The 21,925-nt window shown below is 72.9% G+C and carries 19 protein-coding genes; 13 read left to right on the top strand and 6 right to left on the bottom strand.

What is annotated here, in order from left to right; translation table 11 throughout:
- The first annotated feature begins 17 nt into the window (after positions 1-17).
- The 4 genes from ACFYXU_RS11525 (at position 18) to ACFYXU_RS11510 (ending at position 6,257) form a co-directional block, all read left to right on the top strand.
- Positions 18-3,743: an ABC transporter ATP-binding protein gene (locus ACFYXU_RS11525; protein WP_389457430.1), complete on the top strand. Its 3,726-nt coding sequence runs from the start codon at positions 18-20 to the stop codon at positions 3,741-3,743.
- A gap of 128 nt (positions 3,744-3,871) precedes the next feature.
- Positions 3,872-4,222, top strand: coding sequence for a hypothetical protein (locus ACFYXU_RS11520; protein ID WP_389457428.1), 351 nt, complete (start codon positions 3,872-3,874; stop codon positions 4,220-4,222).
- Positions 4,223-4,301: 79 nt separating this feature from the next.
- Positions 4,302-4,706: a hypothetical protein gene (locus tag ACFYXU_RS11515; protein ID WP_329849908.1), complete on the top strand. Its 405-nt coding sequence runs from the start codon at positions 4,302-4,304 to the stop codon at positions 4,704-4,706.
- Positions 4,707-4,805: 99 nt separating this feature from the next.
- Positions 4,806-6,257: an aminopeptidase gene (locus ACFYXU_RS11510; RefSeq protein ID WP_361393479.1), complete on the top strand. Its 1,452-nt coding sequence runs from the start codon at positions 4,806-4,808 to the stop codon at positions 6,255-6,257.
- A gap of 497 nt (positions 6,258-6,754) precedes the next feature.
- Here ACFYXU_RS11510 and ACFYXU_RS11505 read toward each other — a convergent pair whose 3' ends face one another.
- The gene (locus tag ACFYXU_RS11505) at positions 6,755-8,578 is read right to left on the bottom strand and encodes a glycoside hydrolase family 3 protein (protein ID WP_389457425.1); all 1,824 of its coding nucleotides are present in this window, start codon (positions 8,576-8,578) and stop codon (positions 6,755-6,757) included.
- A 109-nt stretch (positions 8,579-8,687) separates the two neighbouring features.
- Positions 8,688-9,599 (bottom strand): LysR family transcriptional regulator, encoded by a 912-nt coding sequence (locus tag ACFYXU_RS11500; RefSeq protein ID WP_376514584.1) that lies wholly within the window; start codon positions 9,597-9,599, stop codon positions 8,688-8,690.
- 89 nt (positions 9,600-9,688) lie between these two features.
- On the opposite strand from ACFYXU_RS11500, the gene ACFYXU_RS11495 reads away from it, so the two are divergent.
- Together ACFYXU_RS11495 and ACFYXU_RS11490 are read left to right on the top strand one after the other, a co-directional pair.
- On the top strand, positions 9,689-10,702 hold the full coding sequence (locus tag ACFYXU_RS11495) for an EamA family transporter (RefSeq protein ID WP_389457423.1): 1,014 nt from the start codon (positions 9,689-9,691) through the stop codon (positions 10,700-10,702).
- Positions 10,699-11,259 carry an AAA family ATPase gene (locus ACFYXU_RS11490; RefSeq protein WP_389407145.1) on the top strand — a complete coding sequence of 187 codons (561 nt, stop codon included), beginning with the start codon at positions 10,699-10,701 and terminating at the stop codon, positions 11,257-11,259. Before ACFYXU_RS11495 ends, ACFYXU_RS11490 begins: the two co-directional genes overlap by 4 nt.
- Before the next feature lie 231 nt (positions 11,260-11,490).
- Here ACFYXU_RS11490 and ACFYXU_RS11485 read toward each other — a convergent pair whose 3' ends face one another.
- A complete protein-coding gene (locus tag ACFYXU_RS11485) occupies positions 11,491-12,537 on the bottom strand; it encodes a LacI family DNA-binding transcriptional regulator (RefSeq protein WP_389407146.1) in 1,047 nt (348 codons plus the stop codon).
- A 112-nt stretch (positions 12,538-12,649) separates the two neighbouring features.
- Between ACFYXU_RS11485 and ACFYXU_RS11480 the strand changes: the two genes are divergently transcribed.
- Genes ACFYXU_RS11480 through ACFYXU_RS11470 form a run of 3 tightly spaced genes read left to right on the top strand, consistent with a single transcriptional unit; the run spans position 12,650 to position 15,752 of the window.
- Complete coding sequence (locus ACFYXU_RS11480; protein WP_389407147.1) at positions 12,650-13,801, top strand: Gfo/Idh/MocA family protein; 1,152 nt, start codon at positions 12,650-12,652, stop codon at positions 13,799-13,801.
- Complete coding sequence (locus ACFYXU_RS11475) at positions 13,798-14,952, top strand: dihydrodipicolinate synthase family protein (protein WP_389457421.1); 1,155 nt, start codon at positions 13,798-13,800, stop codon at positions 14,950-14,952. The genes ACFYXU_RS11480 and ACFYXU_RS11475 overlap by 4 nt, the downstream gene beginning before the upstream one ends.
- 26 nt (positions 14,953-14,978) lie before the next feature.
- Positions 14,979-15,752, top strand: a complete 774-nt coding sequence (locus ACFYXU_RS11470; RefSeq protein WP_389457592.1) for a sugar phosphate isomerase/epimerase family protein — start codon at positions 14,979-14,981, stop codon at positions 15,750-15,752.
- A gap of 17 nt (positions 15,753-15,769) precedes the next feature.
- On the opposite strand, the gene ACFYXU_RS11465 is transcribed toward ACFYXU_RS11470, so the two are convergent.
- The 3 genes from ACFYXU_RS11465 to ACFYXU_RS11455 all read right to left on the bottom strand — a co-directional run bounded on the left by ACFYXU_RS11465 (position 15,770) and on the right by ACFYXU_RS11455 (position 17,424).
- Positions 15,770-16,231: a DUF937 domain-containing protein gene (locus tag ACFYXU_RS11465; RefSeq protein WP_376514560.1), complete on the bottom strand. Its 462-nt coding sequence runs from the start codon at positions 16,229-16,231 to the stop codon at positions 15,770-15,772.
- Positions 16,232-16,391: 160 nt separating this feature from the next.
- Complete coding sequence (locus ACFYXU_RS11460) at positions 16,392-16,613, bottom strand: DUF397 domain-containing protein (RefSeq protein ID WP_376514558.1); 222 nt, start codon at positions 16,611-16,613, stop codon at positions 16,392-16,394.
- On the bottom strand, positions 16,600-17,424 hold the full coding sequence (locus ACFYXU_RS11455; RefSeq protein WP_376514555.1) for a Scr1 family TA system antitoxin-like transcriptional regulator: 825 nt from the start codon (positions 17,422-17,424) through the stop codon (positions 16,600-16,602). Before ACFYXU_RS11455 ends, ACFYXU_RS11460 begins: the two co-directional genes overlap by 14 nt.
- Before the next feature lie 117 nt (positions 17,425-17,541).
- Here ACFYXU_RS11455 and ACFYXU_RS11450 point away from each other — a divergent pair, with 117 nt between their 5' ends.
- The 4 genes from ACFYXU_RS11450 to ACFYXU_RS11435 all read left to right on the top strand — a co-directional run bounded on the left by ACFYXU_RS11450 (position 17,542) and on the right by ACFYXU_RS11435 (position 21,873).
- Entirely contained in the window at positions 17,542-17,847 is a 306-nt protein-coding gene (locus tag ACFYXU_RS11450; protein ID WP_376514553.1) for a hypothetical protein, read from the top strand.
- Positions 17,844-18,125 carry a hypothetical protein gene (locus ACFYXU_RS11445; RefSeq protein WP_376514550.1) on the top strand — a complete coding sequence of 94 codons (282 nt, stop codon included), beginning with the start codon at positions 17,844-17,846 and terminating at the stop codon, positions 18,123-18,125. Before ACFYXU_RS11450 ends, ACFYXU_RS11445 begins: the two co-directional genes overlap by 4 nt.
- 53 nt (positions 18,126-18,178) lie before the next feature.
- Positions 18,179-20,404, top strand: a complete 2,226-nt coding sequence (locus ACFYXU_RS11440; RefSeq protein ID WP_361393488.1) for an ATP-dependent RecD-like DNA helicase — start codon at positions 18,179-18,181, stop codon at positions 20,402-20,404.
- Positions 20,405-20,583: 179 nt separating this feature from the next.
- Positions 20,584-21,873, top strand: a complete 1,290-nt coding sequence (locus ACFYXU_RS11435; protein WP_329849923.1) for a citrate synthase — start codon at positions 20,584-20,586, stop codon at positions 21,871-21,873.
- Positions 21,874-21,925: the final 52 nt, after the last annotated feature.

Here is a 21,925-nt window from a genome sequence, read left to right as displayed (position 1 = left end):
ACGGATGGGAGGCCCTCGTGGCGGTCGGGGAGAAACAGCAGGGCTGGGCGCGCAGGCTGGCCGGGTACGCGTGGCGGTACAGGGCGAACACCCTGCTCGCCCTCGGGTCCTCGCTGGTCGGCATGGCCGTGCTCGCCCTCGTACCGCTCGTCACCAAGGTGATCATCGACGACGTCATCGGGACCAGGACCCGGGGCCTCGGCGTCTGGACCGGCCTGCTCATCGGCGCGGCCGTCCTCGTCTACGCCCTCACCTACGTCCGCCGCTACTACGGCGGCCGCCTCGCCCTCGACGTCCAGCACGACCTGCGCATCGACATGTTCGGCACCATCACCCGGCTCGACGGGCGGCGGCAGGACGAACTGTCCACCGGCCAGGTCGTCGGGCGGGCCACCAGCGACCTCCAGCTGATCCAGGGCCTGCTGTTCATGCTCCCGATGACCATCGGGAACGTCCTGCTGTTCCTGATCTCGCTGGCCGTCATGGCCTGGCTGTCGATCCCGCTCACCCTCGTCGCGCTCGCCGTCGCCCCCGCCCTCTGGTGGATCGCCCGGCGCAGCCGCACCCGGCTCCACCCCGCCACCTGGCACGCCCAGCAGCAGGCCGCCGTCGTCGCCGGCGTCGTCGACGGGGCCGTCACCGGCGTCCGGGTCGTCAAGGGCTTCGGCCAGGAGGACCAGGAGACCGGCAAGATCCGCGAGGCCGGCCGCACGCTCTTCGCCGGCCGCCTGCGCACGATCCGGCTGAACTCCAAGTACACCCCCGCCCTCCAGGCCGTCCCCGCCCTCGGCCAGGTCGGCGTCCTCGCGCTCGGCGGCTGGCTCGCCTACCGGGGCCAGATCACCCTCGGCACCTTCGTCGCCTTCTCCTCCTACCTGGCCTCCCTCGTGGGCCCGGTCCGCATGCTCGCCATGGTCCTCACCGTCGGCCAGCAGGCCCGCGCCGGCGTCGAGCGGGTCTTCGACCTGATCGACACCGAGCCGGTCATCGAGGACGGCACCAAGGTGCTGCCCGCCGACGCGCCCGCGACCGTCGAGTTCGACGACGTGTCCTTCGCGTACCAGGACGGGCGGCCGGTGCTCGACGGCTTCTCCCTGGAGATCCGGCCCGGCGAGACCGTCGCCGTCGTCGGCGCCTCCGGCTCCGGCAAGTCCACCGTCTCCCTCCTCCTGCCGCGCTTCTACGACGTCAGCCACGGCGCCGTCCTCGTCGGCGGGCACGACGTCCGCGAGCTCACCCTCGACTCCCTGCGCGCCGCCGTCGGCCTCGTCCCCGAGGACTCCTTCCTCTTCTCCGACACGATCGCCGCCAACATCGCGTACGGCGTCCCCGACGCCACCCGCGAGCAGATCGAGACCGCCGCCCGCGCCGCCCAGGCGGACCGATTCATCACCGAGCTCCCTGACGGCTACGACACCACGGTCGGCGAGCACGGCCTCACGCTCTCCGGCGGCCAGCGCCAGCGCGTCGCCCTCGCACGGGCGATCCTCACCGACCCCCGGCTCCTCCTCCTCGACGACGCCACCTCCGCCGTCGACGCCAAGGTCGAGCACGAGATCCACGAGGCCCTGAAGTCGGTGATGGCCGGCCGCACCACCCTGCTCATCGCGCACCGCCGCTCCACCCTCGGCCTCGCCGACCGCATCGCCGTCCTGGAGGACGGCCGCCTCGCCGACCTCGGCACCCACGCCGAGCTGGAGCGGCGCTCCCCGCTCTTCCGCCAGCTCCTCACCGACCCCGAGGAGCTCGGCGCCGTCTCGCCCGGCCACGTCACCCCGGCGGAGCTCCCCGAGGACCGCACGCTGCGGGCCGAACTGGACGCCGAGTTCGACGCCGAGCGGGGCATCACCCCCACCCTGTGGGTACGCGACGAGACCACCGGCCGCGACGTCCCCGCGCCCGGCGCGACCCCCGAGCTGCTCGCCGCCGTCGAGGCCCTGCCCCCGGCCACCGACACCCCCGACATCGACGAGGCCCGGGCCGTGTCGCCCGAGGACTCCTACGGCCTGCGCCGGCTGCTCCGCGGCTTCGGCGTCCCGCTGCTCATCAGCCTCGGCCTGGTCGCCCTCGACGCGGGCGCCGGCCTGCTGCTCCCGGTCCTGATCCGGCACGGCATCGACGAGGGCGTGAACCGCCTCGCGATCGGCGCCGTCTGGGCGGCCTCGGCGCTCGCCCTGGTCACCGTCCTCGTGCAGTGGGTCGCGCAGACCGCCGAGATCCGCATGACCGGCCGCACCGGCGAGCGGGTCCTGTACGCGCTGCGGCTGAAGATCTTCTCCCAGCTCCAGCGGCTCGGCCTCGACTACTACGAGCGCGAGCTGACCGGCCGGATCATGACCCGGATGACCACGGACGTGGACGCCCTGTCGACCTTCCTCCAGACGGGCCTGGTCACCGCCTTCGTCTCGGTCGTCACCTTCTTCGGGATCATGGTCGCGCTGCTGGTGCTCGACCTCCAGCTCGCCCTGGTCGTCTTCGCGACGCTGCCGGTCCTCGCGGTCGCCACGTACTACTTCCGCCGCTCCAGCGTGAAGGCGTACGAGCTGGCGCGCGAGCGGATCAGCGTCGTCAACGCCGACCTCCAGGAGTCGGTCTCCGGGCTCCGGATCGTGCAGGCCTTCCGCCGCGAGGCCGCGGGCGAGGCCCGGTTCGCGGAGCGCAGCGACGCCTACCGGGAGGCGCGCGTCCGGGGCCAGTGGCTGATCTCGATCTACTTCCCGTTCGTGACCCTGCTGTCCTCCGCCGCGGCCGCCGCCGTCATGGTCGTCGGCGCGAACCGCATCGAGGCCGGCACCCTCACCACCGGCGCGCTCGTCGCCTACCTGCTCTACATCGACCTCTTCTTCGCGCCCGTGCAGCAGCTCTCGCAGGTCTTCGACGGCTACCAGCAGGCCGCCGTCTCGCTCAAGCGCATGCAGGAACTGCTCCAGGAGCCGACGTCGACGGCCACCGCCGACGCGCCCCTGGACGTCCTCTCGCTGCGCGGCGAGATCGCCTTCGAGGACGTGTCCTTCGCGTACGGCACCGCCGTCGGCGAGGGGGAGGAGACCGCGCTCACCGGGATCGACCTGCGGATCCCCGCCGGCCAGACCGTCGCCTTCGTCGGCGAGACCGGCGCCGGGAAGTCCACGCTGGTCAAGCTGGTCGCCCGCTTCTACGACCCGACGGGCGGCCGGGTCACCGCCGACGGCACCGACCTGCGGGACCTCGACCTCACCGCGTACCGCCACCGGCTCGGCGTCGTCCCGCAGGAGGCGTACCTCTTCGCCGGGACGATCCGGGACGCCATCGCGTACGGCCGTCCGGACGCGACCGACGCCGAGGTCGAGGCGGCGGCCCGCGCGGTCGGCGCGCACGACATGATCGCCACGCTCGACGGCGGCTACCTCCACGAGGTCGCCGAGCGCGGCCGGAACCTCTCCGCCGGGCAGCGCCAGCTGATCGCGCTGGCCCGCGCCGAGCTGGTCGACCCGGACGTGCTGCTGCTCGACGAGGCCACGGCCGCCCTCGACCTGGCCACCGAGGCCCAGGTCAACGCGGCGACCGACCGGCTCGCGGGCCGCCGCACGACCCTGGTCGTCGCCCACCGCCTGACGACGGCCGCGCGCGCCGACCGCGTGGTCGTCATGGACCACGGCCGGGTCGCGGAGGACGGCACCCACGACGAGCTCCTCGCCCTGGGCGGCCGGTACGCGACGCTGTGGAACACCTTCATAGGGGAGGCGGAGCCGGAGCGGGTCTGAGCCGGGGCGGGTCTGAGAGAGACCCGATCACGGAGGATCTGAGTACCGGGGATCTGAGTACGGGGGATCCGCCGGGGTGAGTACCCCGGCGGATCCCCCGCCCCCCTCCCCGGGGCTTGGATCGGTGCATGAGCCACGACCTCCGTCCCGCCGGCGCTCCCGCCGCTGCCGCCCCGTCCGCCGCCGACGGGCGGCGCCTGCGGAAGCTGTCCCTGATCGGGGCCGCTCTCCTCGTCCCGGCGACCGTGTGCGCCGGGGTCGTCGCCCTCGCCTCGGAGAACGCGGGCCGCTGCCTCGCCTACGGGGAGGGTTGCGGCTCGACGCCGGGGCACCCGTACCTGCTGAGCCTGGCCGCGGCCGCCGTCTCCTTCGCCGTCGTCCAGGGCGCGGACCGGACCGTCGTGGGCCGGACCGCGCTCGGGATCCAGCTCGGCGCGGAGCTCGTCTTCACGACGCTGGTCATGACGGCCTTCGGGTGACACGTACATGCGGAGGCAACCGTTCCGGCGCCGTGTGCGTCGTACGGCCGTACGACGACTCGCCCGGGGAGGGGAACGCATGACCACGGACACCGGCCCGGCCCGGACCCTCGCCCGCGTCCTCGTCCCGCTCCTCGCCGCCCTCGCGCTGCTCCTCCTCCCCGGGCCCGGGCCCGGCGGCGGGACCGCCGACGCCGTCTCCGTCTGCCACGGCCGGCCCACCCGCACGGTCACGTTCCCCACCGGTGAGCTGCGCCTCTACCGGACCCGCCAGTACGTCTGCGCCGTCACCGTCGCCACCCGGCCCGGACCCCGGCGCGCGATGGCCGTCTCGCTCCAGCCGCGCGGCGCCCGTCCCGTGGTCCGGTCGGGACGCTTCGACCGGCAGGTGGGCCCCGTGACGGTCCACGCGCTCCACCGCTGCGTCCGGGCGGGCGGTTCGGTGGCGGGCCGGGGGACGGTGACGGGCTGGATCCTGTGCTGATGTGCGGGAAAGTCTAAGGGTAAGGATCAACTGGGTCTGGCGGTCCCCACGTTGCGCCCGCTAGGTTCGCGTGACCGTTGTGAACCAAGGGGAGGGTGTATGCGCAAGTCGCTGAGATGGGCGCTGTCGCTTTCGGTGCTCATAGGCACCGTCGGGTCGTCCGGTGTGGCCACCGCCGCGGACACGGAGACCGGCAGCGCGACCGTCGTCGACTCGCAGAGCACGAGCACCGACATCAAGGACCGCATCCTGGCGATCCCCGGGATGAGCCTGATCGAGGAGAAGCCGTACGCCGGCTACCGCTACTTCGTCCTGGAGTACGTGCAGCCGATCGACCACCACCGCCCGTGGGCGGGCACGTTCAAGCAGCGGATCTCGATCCTGCACAAGGACACGAGCCGCCCCACCGTCTTCCGCACCAGCGGCTACGGACTGTCCACGACGCCGAGCCGGACCGAGCCGACGCGGATCATCGACGGCAACCAGGTCTCCATGGAGTACCGCTTCTTCACGCCGTCCCGTCCGCAGCCCGCCGACTGGTCGAAGCTGGACATCTGGCAGGCGGCCAGCGACCAGCACCGGATCTTCACGGCGCTGAAGGGCATCTACGGCCAGAAGTGGCTGTCCACCGGAGCCTCGAAGGGCGGCATGACCGCCACGTACTACGAGCGCTTCTACCCGCGCGACATGGACGGCGTCGTCGCGTACGTGGCCCCGAACGACGTGGTCAACAAGGAGGACTCGGCCTACGACCGGTTCTTCGAGACCGTCGGCACCAAGGACTGCCGCGACCGCCTGAACAACCTCCAGCGCGAGGCGCTCGTCCGGCGCGTGCCGCTGGAGAAGAAGTACAAGGCCTGGGCCGAGTCCGAGGGCGCCACCTTCAACACCGTCGGCTCGCTCGACAAGGCGTACGAGGCCGTCGTCCTCGACTTCGTGTGGGGCTTCTGGCAGTACTACGGCCAGGACGTCTGCGACCAGATCCCGGTCGCGGCGACCGCCAGCGACGACGCCGTCTACGAGACGATCGACGCGTACTCCGGCTGGTCCGCCTACACCGACCAGGGCCTGGAGTACTACACGCCGTACTACTACCAGGCGGCGACCGAGCTCGGCTCGCCCAGCATCAAGCAGCCGCACCTCAAGGGCCTGAGCCGCTACGGCTACCAGCCGGCCAGCAGCTTCGTGCCGCGCGACATCCCGATGAAGTTTAAGCCGCACGCGATGCGGGACGTCGACAACTGGGTGCGCAAGAACGCGAACCACATGCTCTTCGTCTACGGCGGCAACGACCCGTGGGGCTCGGAGAAGTTCCACCTCGGCAAGGGCGCGCGGGACAGCTACGTGTACGTCGCGCCGGGCGCCAACCACGGCGCGACCGTCGAGGGGCTCGTCGACGCGGAGCGCACCAACGCCACGGCGCGCATCCTGGCCTGGGCGGGCGTCCCGGCGCCGGCGACGGGGGCGGCGAAGCCGCTGGCCCGCTTCGACGCGCGTCTGGACAAGGGAGCGGACGAGGACACCACCCGCGAACACGGCCTGAGGCCGTAGCCCGGTCGTGGGCGGCGCGCCACGCCCCGCCGCCCACGCCCACGCGCGCCCACGCCCACGCGCGCCCACGCCCACGCGCGCCCGCGCCCGCGCGCGCCCGCGCCGAGGCCCGCGCCTGTCTGGGCCGTCGCCCGTCTGGCCCGCCGCCCGTGCGGGCCTTCGCCCCGCGCCCGTGCACCCACGCCCGGGTGGGCCGCGCCCCGCCCTGGTGAGGGCCCTCGCCCACGCCCGTGTGGGCAATCGTCCCGCTGGGGCGGGACGGGTGGGCACACGGGACGGCGCCCTTTCGCGGCGCCTCCGCGTTCCGCGCCCTGACCCGCACCGCTGGCGACGGGCACCTGTCGGTGCGGGTTCAGGCGCAGCAGCCTCTGGCGCCGGCAAGGGCGCCGTTCCCGTTGTGCCCACCCGTTCCGCCCCTTGCGGAACGCCTGCCCACAACGGGGCCCGGCAGGGGCGCCGCCCACAACGGACCGGCGGGCGCCACCCCGCAGGGACCGTCAGTGGCCGTACGTCAGCCCGTAACCCACCGGATACAGGACCTTCGTCGGGTCCTCGGCGCTCTGGACCGGGACCGGCAGCCGGCCCCGGGGCCGGGCGCGGCCGGTCAGGACGCGGACCGCGGCCCGGAGTTCGACGTCGGTCCAGGAGTACGCGGCGAGCACCGCGCGCTGCCCGTCGAGCCGGGCGACGTCGTACGGATTGCGGATCGCGATGGTCACGACCGGCACCCCGGTGGCCACCAGCCGCGCGACGAGGGTGCGCTGCGAGCTGGTCGCGGTCACGTTGTACGTGCCCACGAGCACCACGTCCTTGCCGGCCGCCGCCGCCACCGCCTCCTCGATCCGCGCGGCCGTCGGCGCGGTCCCGGTGGACAGCGCCGTCGCGGTGAAGCCCAGCTCCCGCAGGGCGGTCGCGAGCGTCGTCGTCGGCGGTCCCGTCGTCCCGGACGGCGAGGCCGGGTCGGCGCCGACGACCAGGACCGAGCCGTGGGAGGCCGGGCTCAAGGGCAGGAAGCCGCCCTCGTTGACCAGCAGCGTCGTGGTCGCCTCGGCGATCCGGTCGGCCTCGGCGAGGTGCGCCTTCCTGCCGACGATCCGCTCGACGGCCGCCCGGCTGGTGTAGGCCCGCCGGAAGAGACCGAGCTTCGCCTTGAGCCGCAGGATCCGCAGGATCGACGCGTCGAGCCGGGCCTCCGTCAGTTCGCCGTCCCGGACGGCCTTCAGGACGGCGTTCCAGGCCACGTCGAGCCGGGGCGGGTCGAGGAGCTGGTCCACCCCCGCCTTCAGGGCGAGCACCGGGACGCGCTCGTCCCCGTACTTGGTGCGGACGCCCTCCATCCCGAGGGCGTCCGTGACCACCACGCCGTCGTAGCCGAGCTGCTCGCGGAGGATCCCGGTGAGGATGGGGTGAGAGAGCGTCGCCGGGTCCTCGCTGGGGTCGAGCGCCGGGACCACGAGGTGCGCGGTCATGATCGAGTCGATCCCGGCGGCGATCGCGGCCCGGAAGGGCGGCGCGTCCAGCTCCGCCCACTGCTCCCGGGTGTGGGTGATCGTCGGCAGCCCGTAGTGGCTGTCGACGGCCGTGTCGCCGTGGCCCGGGAAGTGCTTGGAGGTGGCCGCGACCCCGGCCCGCTGGTACCCCTGCACCTGGGCGGCGACCAGGCCCGCCACGGCCCGCGGGTCGGAGCCGAAGGAGCGGACCCCGATGACCGGGTTGGCGGGGTTGACGTTGACGTCGGCGACCGGCGCGTAGTTCTGCCGGATGCCGAGGGCGACGAGCTCCTCGCCCGCGATCTGCGCGGCCCGGCGGGCGTCCGCGTGCGAGCCGCCGGCGCCGAGGGCCATCGCCCCGGGCAGCAGGGTGGCGGGCTCGCCGACCCGGCACACGATGCCGTGCTCCTGGTCGGTGGAGAGGAGCACCGGGACCGAGGTGGGCTGCCCGAGCGCGGCCTGCTGGATGCCGTTGGAGAGCGCGGCGATCTGCTGCGGGTCGCGGGTGTTGTGGGCCCAGGAGAAGTAGATGATCCCGCCGACGTGGTAGCGCGCGACGAGCTCGGCGGCCGTGCGGACCCCGAACGCCGCGAGGTTGGCGTCGATGTCGGCCTGGTCGGGGTCGGTGGCGGAGTGGCCGTGGACCCGCGTCACGAAGAGCTGGCCGACCTTCTCCTCCAGGGACATCCGGTCGATGATCCGGCGGAGTCCGCGGTCGTTCGTCTCGGCGTGGGCCACGGGGGAGGTGACGCCGGTGACGGCCGCCGCGGCGGCTGCGGCGGTCACCGTGAGGAGGGTGCGTCGGGAGGGGGCGGGGGCGCGGTGGTGCACTGATGCTCCTTCCGGCCGTGCGGGTTTGAAGGAAACTTCCAAGGAGTCACGGATAGCCCGAAAGTAACTGCCAGGTCAAGGATCCGCGCAGGAATCGTTTCCGCGCACCTCACCCGGCCGAGGCGATCGAGGGCCAGAGCTCCTGGAGCGTACGGACCGTCTCGCGGATCGCCGGGCGCCGCGCCGCCCCGGTCCGCCACATGGCGTGCAGCCGGCGCGTCGGCACCGGGTCCAGCCGCACCGGCACCACCTCCGGCGGCAGCACCCCGCGCCCCAGGCGCGGGACCAGGGCGATGCCCAGGCCGGCCGCCACCAGGGCCACCTGCGTGTGGTTCTCCTCCGCCTGATGGACGATCAGCGGCTCGTACCCCGTCGCCCGCAGGGTCCGCGTCAGCCAGTCGTGGCAGACCGTCCCCGGCGGCTGCGAGATCCACGGCTCCTCGGCCAGCTCCTCCCGCCGCACCGACTCCCGCGCCGCCAGCGGATGGCCGCGGTGGACGAGGATGTCGCACAGGTCGTCGCCGATGACCACCCGTTCGACCCCCGGCGGCGTCGGCAGCGGCGCGATGTCCCAGTCGTGCGCCACCGCCAGGTCGATCACCCCCCGCGCCACCAGATCGACCGAGAGGTGCGGGTCCAGCTCGGAGAGGCGGGCGTCGAGCTCCGGGTGGAGCCGGGCCAGCTCGGCGAGCGCCCGGGGCATCAGACCGCGCGCCGCGCTGGCGAAGCAGCCGATCGCCAGCCGCCCCGCCGGCCGCCCGCGCCGCTCCTCCAGGCGTACCTCCGCCTCCTCGACGAGGGCCAGCAGCCGCCGGGCCGTGGCGGCCAGCTGGTGGGCGTCGTCGGTGAGCCGGATGCCGCGCCCGCTGCGTTCGAGCAGGGTCGTACGGGTCTCCCGCTCCAGCTTCGCGATCTGCTGCGAGACCGCGGACGGGGTGTAGCCGAGGGCGGTGGCGGCGGCACCGACACTGCCGTGGACGGCGACGGCGTGCAGGGCGCGCAGACGGCCGAGGTCCAGCACGGGCACCTCCTGGATGTAGGGATGCTTCATCCCACCATGAAGGAACCCGTGCTGGTGCTGAACGGTCGGTGCCGGAGATGCTCGACCGCATGCCGTCCGCACGCCTCGCTCCCGCCCATGTCGCCCTCGCCGCCCTCGTCGCGGCCGTCTGGGGCGTCAACTTCGTCGTCATCGAGATCGGCCTCGGGCACTTCCCGCCGCTGCTGTTCTCCGCCCTCCGCTTCCTCGTCGCCGCGCTGCCGGCGGTGTTCCTCGTCGGCCGCCCGAAGGTCGCCTGGAAGTGGATCGTGGGCGTCGGACTCGTTCTCGGCGTGGCCAAGTTCGGCCTGCTCTTCACCGGTATGGACCTCGGTGCCCCGGCCGGCCTCTCCTCCCTCGTCCTCCAGGTCCAGGCCGTCTTCACCGCCCTCTTCGCCTTCGCCGTCCTCGGCGAACGGCCCGGCCGGGTGCGGATGCTGGGGATGGCGGTCGCCCTCGCGGGCATCGGCGTCGCCGCCGCCGGAGCGGGCGGATCGGGCTCGGCGACGGGCTTCGCCCTGGTGATCGCGGCGGCGGCCTGCTGGGGCGTCTCCAACGTCCTCACCCGAAGGGCCGCCCCGCCCGACGCGCTCAACTTCATGGTCTGGGTGAGCACGGTCCCGGTCCTGCCGCTGCTGGCGCTCTCCCTGCTCCTGGAGGGGCCCGACCGCGATCTCGCGGCCCTGCGCGGGCTCGACTGGACGGGCGCCGGCGTCATCGTCTACGTCGCCTGGATCACGACCGTCTTCGGGTTCGGCGCCTGGGGATGGCTGCTCCGCCGCCACCCCGCCTCCTCCGTCGCGCCCTTCTCCCTCCTGGTCCCGGTCTTCGGCATGTCCTCGGCGGCGCTGTTCCTGGGGGAGCCGGTGACCCCGCTGCGCTGGTGCGCGGCGGCGCTGCTCGTCGGGGGAGTGGCCCTGACGTCACTGGGACCGGGGCACGCCCCGGGAGAGTCCTCAGGGCGTGCCCCGGTACATGCCCAGCGAGAGTCCTCGGGACCCGTCCCGGAACGGAATCCCGTGGCGCGCGCCGAGCCCGCGACCGTATCGTTCCCCCGTCCCACCGGCGAGGAGAGGCGCGCATGACCTTCGAGCACATCACCGTCGACGCCCCCGAACCGGCCCCCGGCACCGTGCTGTTGGCCGGCATCCCGGGCAGCGGCAAGTCCACGGTCGCGGCGGCCCTCGCGGCGCGCTTCGCCCGCGCGGCGCACATCGAGGTCGACCACCTCCAGGAGCTGATCGTCCGGGGCGGCCACTGGCCGAGCCCGACCGGAGACCAGGAGGCGGACCGCCAGATCCTGCTGCGCGCCCGCAACGGCTGCCTGCTGGCCGGCAGCCTCGCCGCGGCGGGCTTCCTGCCGGTCCTCGACGACGTGGTCGTACGCCGCTCCCACCTGGACTTCTACCGCGCGCACGCGGCGGGGCCGCTCCACGTGGTGATCCTGGCCCCGGGCCCGGACAAGGCCTGGGAGCGCAACAACGCCCGCGACAAGAAGCTCACGACGAACTGGGCCTTCCTGGACGAGGCCATGCGCGAGGAACTCACGGGCGAGGGCGTCTGGATCGACAACGCGGACCAGACGGTCGAGGAGACGGTCGACGCGGTCCTGACGGCGACGGGCCTGACGCCGGAGAAGTGACCGGAGCGGTGACCGCGGCGGCGACCGGGGCGAGCGCCGAACCGCCGGGCCGCGCCGGGGCCGAGGCCCCGAACCGGCTGAACGCGCCCGACGCGCGGGCCCCGAATCGGCCGAGGGCGCCCGACACGCGCGCCGAGCACCGACACGGCGCCCCCGCCCCTCACCCCCGCCCCCCTCGTGGACCCCCGCGCCCGCCCCGTGGACCCCCGCACCGACACGGCGCCCCGCCCCTCAGCCCCGCGCCCGCCCCGTGGACCCCCGCACCACCAGCTCCCCCGGGACCGTCTCCCGGCCGCCCGCCGGAGGCTCCTCCGCGCCCATGGCCAGCCGGCCCGCCCGTACGCCCGCGTCGTGGAGCGGGAGCCGGACCGTGGTGAGGGCCGGGACCGCGTCCACCGAGAACGGGAGGTCGTCGAAGCCCGCGACCGACAGGTCGTCCGGGACGGACAGGCCCCGTTCCCGCAGGGCGGCGCAGACGCCCAGCGCCACCGTGTCGTTGGCCGCGACGACCGCCGTGAGGTGCGGGTCGCGGGCGAGCAGCTCGGCCGTCGCCGTGCGGCCCGAGGCGCGGTCGTACGGCCCGTGGACCGTCGGCCCCTCGGCCACCCCCGCCGCCGCGAGCGCGTCCCGGTGGCCCTCCAGGCGGTGCCGGGTGGTGGTGCGGTCGGCCGGGCCCGCGACGTAACCGATCCGCCGGTGGCCGAGGGCCAGGAGGTGCTCGGTGAGCAGCCGCCCGCCGGACCGGTTGTCGAAGACCAGCGCCGCCGTGCTCGCGTCGCCCGGCACCGGCGGCCGTCCGCACAGCACGACCCGCGTGCCCGCCTCCGCCAGCCGGGTCAGCTTGCCGGCCGTCGCCGCGAGGTGCTCCGGGTCCTCCAGGGAGCCGCCCATGAGGATCACGGCCGCGGCCCGCTGCCGCTGGAGCAGCGTGAGGTAGGTCAGTTCACGCTCGGGGGAGCCGCCGGTGTTGCAGACGACGGCCAGCTTCTCGCCCCCGCCGCGCCCCGTGGCGCGCTCCCCGATGGCGCTCTGCGCCGCGCTCGCCATGATGCCGAAGAAGGGGTCGGCGATGTCGTTGACGAGGACGCCGACCAGGTCGGAGGTGGCGGCGGCGAGGGAGCTCGCGGGGCCGTTGAGGACGTAGTCCAGCTCGTCCACGGCCCGCAGCACCCGCTCGCGGGTCGACGCGGCGACGGGGTAGTTGCCGTTCAGGACGCGGGAGACGGTGGCGGGGGAGACCCGTGCGCGGGCGGCCACGTCCGCCAGGGTGACGGTCATCGCGTGCGTACCTCCAGGGCCTTGTCGGCGGCGATGTCGGCAGGCTAGCGTCCCCCTCGATAGAAAGCGCTTTCTCTCCGAAGGCGCGGAGCATCGGGGAGAGGAACGTTTCGTGACACGCACGACAGTCCGCATCGCCATGAACGGCGTCACCGGGCGCATGGGACACCGCCAGCACCTCGTCCGCTCGATCCTCGCCCTGCGCGAGCAGGGCGGCCTCGACCTCGGCGACGGCCGGGTCCTGTGGCCCGAGCCCGTCCTCGTCGGCCGCCGCGAGCACGCCCTGCGCGCCCTCGCCGAGCGCCACGGCCTCACCGAGTGGTCCACGGATCTCGACGCCGTCCTCGCCGACGACGGCATCGACGTCTACTTCGACGCCCAGGTCACCTCGGCCCGTGTCGACGCCCTCACCCGGGCGATCACGGCGGGCAAGCACGTCTACACCGAGAAGCCCACCGCCGCCGACCTCGCCGGAGCCCTCGCGCTCGCCCGCCTCGCGCGCGAGAAGGGCGTCAAGCACGGCGTGGTCCAGGACAAGCTCTTCCTCCCCGGCCTGCTCAAGCTCAAGCGCCTGATCGACGGCGGCTTCTTCGGCGAGATCCTGTCCGTACGCGGCGAGTTCGGCTACTGGGTCTTCGAGGGGGACTGGCAGGACGCCCAGCGCCCCAGCTGGAACTACCGCGCGGAGGACGGCGGCGGCATCGTCGTCGACATGTTCCCGCACTGGGAGTACGTGCTCCACGAGCTCTTCGGCCGGGTCACGAGCGTCACGGCGCACGTCGCCACGCACGTCCCCCGGCGCTGGGACGAGCGGGGCAAGCCGTACGAGGCCACCGCCGACGACGCCGCGTACGGCATCTTCCAGCTGGAGGGCGGCGCCGTCGCCCAGATCAACTCCTCCTGGGCGGTCCGCGTGCACCGCGACGAACTCGTCGAGTTCCAGGTCGACGGCACCCACGGCTCCGCCGTCGCCGGACTGCGCGACTGCCGCGTCCAGCACCGCTCGGCCACCCCCAAGCCGGTCTGGGACCCGGACGTCCCGGCGACCGAGGCCTTCCGCGACCAGTGGCAGGAGGTCCCCGACAACACCGCCTTCGACAACGGCTTCAAGGCCCAGTGGGAGCTCTTCCTCCGGCACGTCGCGCTCGACGAGCCCTACCACTGGGACCTCCTCGCCGGGGCCCGCGGCGTCCAGCTCGCCGAACTGGGCCTGCGGTCCGCCGCCGAGGGCCGCCGCCTCGACGTCCCCGAGGTGACGCTGTGACGGTCCGGCTGCCCTCCCCGGACGGCTCCACGCGCGCGTACGCGCCCCGCACCACGCCGCTCGCGCTCCTCCCGGCGGGCCCGCCGGCCTCCCGTACGGTCTTCTCCGCCGCGCACGTCGTCGCCGACCCGTACGCCGACACCACCCCCGACGCCCCGGCCGCCGTCGACTGGGACGCCACGCTCGCCTTCCGCCGCCACCTGTGGTCCCACGGTCTCGGGGTCGCCGAGGCCATGGACACCGCCCAGCGCGGGATGGGCCTGGACTGGGCGGGGGCGGCCGAACTGATCCGCCGCTCCTCCGCCGAGGCCAGGGCCGTGGGCGGCAGCGTCGTCTGCGGCGTCGGCACCGACCAGCTCACCGGCCCGGCCGGCCTGCCGGAGATCCGCGCGGCCTACGAGGAACAGCTGGCCGTCGTCGAGGAGGCGGGCGCGCGGGCCGTCCTCATGGCCTCCCGCGCCCTCGCCGCCGCCGCGCGCGGACCCGAGGACTACCTCGACCTCTACGGCCACCTGCTCCGGCAGGCGAGCGAGCCCGTCGTCCTGCACTGGCTCGGCCCGATGTTCGACCCGGCGCTCGACGGCTACTGGGGCTCGGCGGACCTCGACACGGCCACCGGGGCGTTCCTCGACGTGATCGCGGCCCACCCCGACAAGGTCGACGGCATCAAGGTCTCGCTGCTCGACGCCCGGCGCGAGGTCGAGCTGCGCCGCCGCCTCCCGGAGGGGGTCCGTTGCTACACGGGCGACGACTTCCACTACCCGGAGCTGATCGCGGGCGACGAACAGGGCTTCAGCCACGCCCTGCTGGGGATCTTCGACCCGCTGGGACCGCTGGCGGCCGAGGCGGTGCGGATCCTCGACACGGGGGACGTCGAGGGCTTCCGCAGGACGCTCGACCCCACGGTCGCGCTCTCCCGGCACCTCTTCCGGCCCCCCACCCGCTTCTACAAGACCGGGGTGGTCCTCCTCGCCTGGCTCGCCGGGCACCAGGACCACTTCACGATGGTCGGCGGCCTTCAGTCCGCCCGCTCGCTCCCGCACCTGGCCCGCGCCTACGAACTCGCCGACGGCCTGGGCCTGTTCCCGGACCCGGCCCTGGCGGAGTCCCGGATGCGCGCCCTGCTCACCGTCCACGGAGTCACGCAGTGAACGCAGACCGCTTCAGCATCAACCAGATGACGGTGAAGCAGCTCGGCCTGCCCGAACTGGTCCGGCACTGCGTCCGCCTGGGCATCCCGGGCATCGGCCTGTGGCGCGAACCGGTCCGCGAGTACGGGACGGAGGCGGCCGCCGCCCTCGTCCGGGACGCGGGCCTCACCGTCACCACCCTCTGCCGGGGCGGCTTCTTCACCTCGGACGGCTGGGAGGAGGAGAACCGCGCGGCGGTCGACGAGGCGGTGACGCTCGGCACCGACACCCTCGTCCTGGTCTCCGGCGGCCTCACCCCGGCCTGCCCGGACCTGCCGTCCGCGCGGGCCCGGATCACGGAGGCCATCGGCACCCTGGCGCCCTACGCGGGCGAGCGCGGCGTCCGGCTGGCCATCGAGCCCCTGCACCCGATGTACGCCTCCGACCGGTGCGCGGTCTCCACCCTGGACCAGGCCCTGGAGATCGCGGAGCGGTTCCCCGCCGCGCAGGTCGGCGTCACGGTCGACACGTACCACCTGTGGTGGGACGACCGGGCCCCGGCGGCGGTGGAGCGCGCGGGCGCGGCGGGCCGCGTCCACTCCTTCCAGCTCGCCGACTGGACGACCCCGCTCCCGGCGGGCGTCCTGAACGGCCGGGGCCAGCTGGGCACCGGGGCCATCGACCTCCGCGCCTGGTCGGACCTGCTGGAGAGGGCCGGCTACACGGGCCCGGTCGAGGTCGAGCTCTTCAACGACGCCCTGTGGGCGAGGGACGGCGCGGAGGTCCTGGAGGAGACGCTGGAGGCGTTCCTGGCGGTGTGATCGCCGGGACGGCGGGGCTACTTTCCGGGGCCCCCGCCCAGCAGGTCCCCCAGCCCGCCACCCTTCTTCGACGTGGCGCGCTTCGTGAGGACGGCCAGGACCACCGGGATCAGCATCTCCACCGCGCGGTTCGCCGTCGCCGGCGGGATGCCGGTGCGCTTCGCGACCGCGTTCGCGGCGGGTTTCGCGAGCTTGGTCAGGACCCCGGCCATCAGCCCGCCGGCCGCCAGGCCGCCGAACGTGGCGACGCCCTGGAGCCGGGGCTCGGGCGAGGCCACCTCGTCGACGGCGGCGCGGACCTCGTCCGCGCTGCCCGGCTCGGCCGCGGCCCGGCGCAGTTCGCCCGACAGCTCCGTCACCGATCCGCCCACGAGCTCCCGGGCCCCGGCGGCGTCCGTGCCGGCGAGCCCGGCGATCTCCTGGAGCCGGTCGTCGCCGAGTTCGGTCAGGACCTCGTCCTGGAATGAAGAGTCAGTCATGCCCGAAACGCTACGATCTGCGCTGTTCTTCGGCATGCTGACAGACCCGTCGGGGAAGGGCCCGGCCCTTCCCCTCGTCGTGACGGGCAGGGAGGTCGCGGGTGCGCCCCTCGTCCGGGCACGGCTCGGGGCGGGATCCCGGCAGGGAATCCGATCGGGGTCAGGCGGCGAAGCCTTCCTTCACGGCGGCGACGAAGGCCGACCAGCCGTCGCTGGAGAAGACGACGGCGGGGCCGGTGACGGCCTTGCTGTCACGGACGGGCACCCCGACGTGGCCACGGGCGGCCTCAAGGCATTCACCTTGCCCGCCTCCGCTGTAGCTGGACTTGAACCACCCGGTGAGGCAGGACGAGTCGGAGACGGTGTGCTCACTGCGGACCATGCGCGTATTCCTCTGCTGCCGCCCTCACGAGGGCCAGTGACTCCTGTCGCGACAGCGCGTCGCTCAGAGCCAGAGCGTAGGACGTGCGACTGGCGTTCACCAGGGACGGATCATCCATCAGGTTGCCCGTGAGGAAGCCTTCCACGTAGGCCACGGGGGCGGAGTCCTCGAAGCTCATGAGGGTCAGCAGACTCTCCATGAGCGCGTGAGCCCCGGCGCTGTTCGGCAGTACGTGCAGCCGGATCCGACCGGCCTCGGCCACGTCCGCGATCCGGTGGAGCTGTTCGGCCATCACCTCCCGTCCCCCGACCTCGCGCCGCAGCACGGCCTCGTCGAGCAGCGTCCAGACGACAGGACGCGTCGGTCCGTCGAGGAGGCAAGCACGCTTCGTTCGGATGACAACGGCCTCGTCAAGTTCCTCGGCCGTATGGTTCGGCCGGTACGCCCGGAACAGGGCGCGGGCGTACTCGGGGGTCTGGAGCACGCCGGGAACCAGCGACAGCGCGAACTGTTCGATCGTCGCCGCCTGCGGTTCCAGCTCGGCCGCGGCGGCGAAGTGGTCGGCGTACTTGGACTCCAGGTCCTCCAGCCAGCGCTCGAAGAACCCGTCCGTCCTCAGCGCCCGGTCGATCCGCCGCGCGTCATCGAGTTTCGGCAACCGTCTCCCGGCCTCGAAGTGGCTGATCAGCGTGGGCGAGCACACCACCAGGTCGCCCAGCGTCTCCTGCGTGAATCCGGCGGCCCCGCGCCGGAGTCTCAACTCCTCCCCGTACTTCTCCCGTGGCGTACGCGGCTTGCGGCGCTGATCCATGTGCTCGACTCCCCGACCTGACCGAGGCGCTGTCAAGGCTCCACTCCTGGCAGCGTAGCCAGCGGCGACCCCACGCTGTGAGGGAATCGAAACACAGAGCAACGAAAGTGGGTCCCCATGTCCTTTCCCCTCGTACGGCTCAGGGAGGTGCTCGCCCGGTGCCTCGGTTCCCTCCGACGGCGGGACGCCCGCTCCCGGCCGGTCCCGTCCCACCCCTCGTATCCGTACTCCTGCGCGTACGTCCAGGGGCCGACCGCGCACCGCACCGGGGGCCTGCCACCGCGAGGCGAGGACAGCCCGCTGGTGAGGCCGTACCTCCTCGCCCACGAGCGGCGGACGGTTGCCCGGCGCGCGCTGCGCGTCGTCGGGCCCGGAGCGGACATCGGGGCGCTGCCGGCGCTCCGAGGAGGGGAGACGCGGTGAGCGCCGGACGGCTGCTGCCTTGGACGGGGGAGGACGGCCACCCCTGCTACCTCCTGTCGGACGGGTCGGGTCGGGTGGCTCGGCTCGCCGACGACATCGAGAGCCTCCAGCTCGGGATGGCGGGCGACCTTCTCGCGCACGCCGCCGAGCTCCTCGCGGACCGTCGGGCGTCCAGCGGTGAGCTGCGCTACCTCGCGCGCTGCCTGGTCGGGGCCCTGAGGGACGTGAAGCGTGTGGCCGACAGCCGGGGAGGGCAGCTCCGGCGCCAGGAGCACTGACCGTTACCCCCAGCGCCTCCCACGATGTCCGAGCCCTTCGCTACGGTCGGTCCATGTCCAACGAGGGTCGCGGTCCCGCAGTGCTCGAAGGGGTGCTGGAGAGGATCACCTACGCGAACGAGGAGAGCGGCTACACCGTCGCCCGGGTCGACACCGGGCGGGGCGCCGGGGACCTCCTCACGGTCGTCGGGGCGCTGCTCGGCGCGCAGCCGGGGGAGTCGGTGCGGATGGAGGGCCGCTGGGGCTCCCACCCGACGTACGGCAAGCAGTTCCACGTGGACAACTACACGACGATCCTCCCCGCCACGATCCAGGGCATCCGGCGCTATCTCGGGTCCGGCCTGGTCAAGGGCATCGGGCCGGTCTTCGCCGACCGCATCACGCGGCACTTCGGGCTCGACACCCTCGACATCCTCGAAGAATCCCCCGCGCGCCTGATCGAGGTCCCCGGGCTCGGGCCGAAGCGCACGAAGAACATCACGGCGGCCTGGGAGGAGCAGAAGGCGATCAAGGAGGTGATGGTCTTCCTCCAGGGCGTGGGGGTGTCGACCTCGATCGCCGTGCGGATCTACAAGAAGTACGGGGACGCGTCGATCTCCGTCGTGCGGAACCAGCCCTACCGGCTCGCCTCCGACGTGTGGGGCATCGGGTTCCTCACCGCGGACCGCATCGCGCAGGCCGTCGGCATCCCGCACGACAGTCCCGACCGGGTGAAGGCCGGTCTCCAGTACGCGCTGTCGCAGTCCAGCGACCAGGGGCACTGCTTCCTGCCGGAGGAGCGGCTGATCGCGGACGGCGTGAAGCTGCTCCAGGTCGACACGGGGCTCGTCATCGAGTGCCTCGGCGAGCTCGCCGAGGACCCGGAGGGTGTCGTGCGGGAGGTCGTCCCCGGACCCGAGGGGACGCCCGTCACCGCCGTCTACCTCATCCCCTTCCACCGGGCCGAGCTGTCCCTCGCCGGGCAGCTCCGGCGGCTCCTGCGGACCGAGGAGGACCGGATGCCGGCCTTCCGGGACGTGGCCTGGGACAAGGCGCTGGCCTGGCTCGCGGACCGTACGGGGGCCTCGCTCGCGCCCGAGCAGGAGGAGGCCGTACGGCTCGCCCTCACCCGCAAGGTCGCCGTGCTGACCGGCGGTCCCGGCTGCGGCAAGTCCTTCACGGTCCGCTCGATCGTGGAGCTGGCCCGCGCCAAGAAGGCCAGGGTGGTGCTCGCCGCCCCCACCGGGCGGGCCGCCAAGCGGCTCGCCGAGCTGACCGGGGCCGAGGCCTCCACGGTGCACCGGCTCCTAGAGCTGAAGCCGGGCGGCGACGCGGCCTACGACCGGGACCGGCCGCTCGACGCGGACCTGATCGTCGTCGACGAGGCCTCCATGCTCGACCTGCTCCTGGCGAACAAGCTGGTCAAGGCGGTGGCGCCGGGCGCCCATCTGCTGCTCGTGGGGGACGTGGACCAGCTGCCGTCGGTCGGCGCGGGTGAGGTCCTCGGTGATCTGCTGGCCCCCGGCAGCCCCGTACCGTCCGTGCGGCTGACCCGGATCTTCCGGCAGGCGCAGCAGTCCGGGGTGGTCACGAACGCGCACCGGATCAACGCCGGCACCCCGCCCCTCACCCAGGGCCTGCCGGACTTCTTCCTCTTCGTCGAGGAGGAGACGGAGGACGCGGCCCGGGTCGCCGTGGAGGTCGCGGCCCGGCGGATTCCGGCCAAGTTCGGTCTCGACCCGCGCCGGGACGTCCAGGTGCTCGCCCCGATGCACCGGGGTCCGGCGGGCGCCGGCTCGCTGAACGGCCTGCTCCAGCAGGCCATCACCCCGGCCCGGCCGGACCTGCCGGAAAAGCGGTTCGGCGGCCGGGTCTTCCGCGTGGGCGACAAGGTGACCCAGATCCGGAACAACTACGAGAAGGGCGCCAACGGGGTCTTCAACGGCACGGTCGGCGTCGTCACGGCGCTGGACGCCGTCGAACAGCGGCTCACCGTGCGGACGGACGAGGACGAGGAAGTGCCCTACGACTTCGACGAGCTGGACGAGCTCGCCCACGCGTACGCGGTCACCATCCACCGCTCGCAGGGCAGCGAGTACCCGGCGGTGGTGATCCCGGTCACCATGAGCGCCTGGATGATGCTCCAGCGGAACCTGCTCTACACGGCCGTGACCCGGGCCCGGAAGCTGGTCGTCCTGGTCGGTTCCCGGCGGGCGATCGCGCAGGCGGTCCGTACGGTCTCGGCGGGCCGGCGCTTTACCGCACTCGCCCACCGGCTCACAGGGGAGGCCCTCGTGTGAAAGATCACGAGGGGCTACCGGAACCGGGGCGAAGGGGGCAGGATATGAAGGTTGGCGGCACTGAGTGCCGCCGAATGGCCCAATGAGCGACCCCGAGTGCACTCTCCTGAGCCAAATGGGGGATGGTAGAGACAGTCAGGGCACCTCGAAGAAGAGGCACTACGTCGGTGAGGGATGACGTGAGCGACAACTCTGTAGTACTGCGGTACGCGGACGGTGAATACACCTACCCGGTGGTCGAGAGCACCGTCGGCGACCAGGGCTTCGACATCGGCAAACTCCGAGCCCAGACCGGTCTGGTCACCCTGGACAGCGGATACGGCAACACAGCCGCCTATAAATCCGCCATCACCTACCTCGACGGTGAGCAGGGAATTCTGCGGTACCGCGGCTACCCCATCGAGCAGCTGGCCGAGCGCTCCACCTTCCTTGAGGTGGCGTACCTGCTGATCAACGGTGAGCTGCCCAAGGTCGACGAGCTGTCGACCTTCAAGAACGAGATCACGCAGCACACGCTGGTCCACGAGGACGTCAAGAACTTCTTCCGCGGCTTCCCGCGGGACGCCCACCCGATGGCGATGCTGTCCTCGGTGGTCTCCGCGCTGTCCACCTTCTACCAGGACAGCCACAACCCGTTCGACGAGGAGCAGCGCCACCTCTCCACGATCCGGCTGCTCGCCAAGCTGCCGACGATCGCGGCGTACGCGTACAAGAAGTCGATCGGCCACCCGTTCGTCTACCCGCGCAACGACCTCGGGTACGTCGAGAACTTCCTGCGCATGACCTTCTCGGTCCCGGCGCAGGAGTACGACCTGGACCCGGTCGTCGTCTCCGCGCTCGACAAGCTGCTGATCCTGCACGCGGACCACGAGCAGAACTGCTCGACCTCCACCGTGCGTCTGGTCGGCTCCTCGCAGGCGAACATGTTCGCCTCGATCTCCGCCGGCATCTCGGCGCTGTGGGGCCCCCTGCACGGCGGCGCCAACCAGTCGGTGCTGGAGATGCTGGAAGGCATCAAGGCCAACGGCGGCGATGTCGACTCCTTCATCCGCAAGGTGAAGAACAAGGAGGACGGCGTCCGCCTGATGGGCTTCGGCCACCGGGTGTACAAGTCCTTCGACCCGCGCGCCAAGATCATCAAGGCCGCGGCGCACGATGTCCTCTCGGCCCTCGGCAAGTCCGACGAGCTGCTCGACATCGCGCTCAAGCTGGAGGAGCACGCGCTCTCCGACGACTACTTCGTCTCGCGCAACCTCTACCCGAACGTGGACTTCTACACGGGTCTGATCTACCGCGCCATGGGCTTCCCGACCGAGATGTTCACGGTCCTCTTCGCCCTCGGCCGCCTCCCGGGCTGGATCGCCCAGTGGCACGAGATGATCAAGGAGCCCGGTTCCCGCATCGGCCGTCCGCGCCAGATCTACACCGGTGAGGTCCTCCGCGACTTCGTCCCGGTCGAGGGCCGCTGACACCACCGGCCTCACGGGTCACACGAGCGAAAAGCGCCCCGCCACCGATCCC

Source organism: Streptomyces sp. NPDC002232, from assembly GCF_042890295.1.
Classification (GTDB): domain Bacteria; phylum Actinomycetota; class Actinomycetes; order Streptomycetales; family Streptomycetaceae; genus Streptomyces.
Note: the sequence above shows the minus strand (reverse complement) of the source record. Positions and strands in the feature narration are given on the sequence as shown.

What these genes read in the sequence shown, in the direction of transcription:
- ACFYXU_RS11510 (WP_361393479.1), top strand. Translation starts at nt 4,806, where the DNA reads ATGCGCAAGTCGCTGAGATGGGCGCTGTCGCTTTCGGTGCTCATAGGC.
- ACFYXU_RS11440 (WP_361393488.1), top strand. Translation starts at nt 18,179, where the DNA reads ATGTCCAACGAGGGTCGCGGTCCCGCAGTGCTCGAAGGGGTGCTGGAG.
- ACFYXU_RS11495 (WP_389457423.1), top strand. Translation starts at nt 9,689, where the DNA reads ATGCCGTCCGCACGCCTCGCTCCCGCCCATGTCGCCCTCGCCGCCCTC.
- ACFYXU_RS11470 (WP_389457592.1), top strand. Translation starts at nt 14,979, where the DNA reads ATGACGGTGAAGCAGCTCGGCCTGCCCGAACTGGTCCGGCACTGCGTC.
- ACFYXU_RS11455 (WP_376514555.1), bottom strand. Translation starts at nt 17,424, where the DNA reads ATGGATCAGCGCCGCAAGCCGCGTACGCCACGGGAGAAGTACGGGGAG.
- ACFYXU_RS11490 (WP_389407145.1), top strand. Translation starts at nt 10,699, where the DNA reads ATGACCTTCGAGCACATCACCGTCGACGCCCCCGAACCGGCCCCCGGC.
- ACFYXU_RS11485 (WP_389407146.1), bottom strand. Translation starts at nt 12,537, where the DNA reads ATGACCGTCACCCTGGCGGACGTGGCCGCCCGCGCACGGGTCTCCCCC.
- ACFYXU_RS11460 (WP_376514558.1), bottom strand. Translation starts at nt 16,613, where the DNA reads ATGGTCCGCAGTGAGCACACCGTCTCCGACTCGTCCTGCCTCACCGGG.
- ACFYXU_RS11465 (WP_376514560.1), bottom strand. Translation starts at nt 16,231, where the DNA reads ATGACTGACTCTTCATTCCAGGACGAGGTCCTGACCGAACTCGGCGAC.
- ACFYXU_RS11520 (WP_389457428.1), top strand. Translation starts at nt 3,872, where the DNA reads ATGAGCCACGACCTCCGTCCCGCCGGCGCTCCCGCCGCTGCCGCCCCG.
- ACFYXU_RS11450 (WP_376514553.1), top strand. Translation starts at nt 17,542, where the DNA reads ATGTCCTTTCCCCTCGTACGGCTCAGGGAGGTGCTCGCCCGGTGCCTC.
- ACFYXU_RS11515 (WP_329849908.1), top strand. Translation starts at nt 4,302, where the DNA reads ATGACCACGGACACCGGCCCGGCCCGGACCCTCGCCCGCGTCCTCGTC.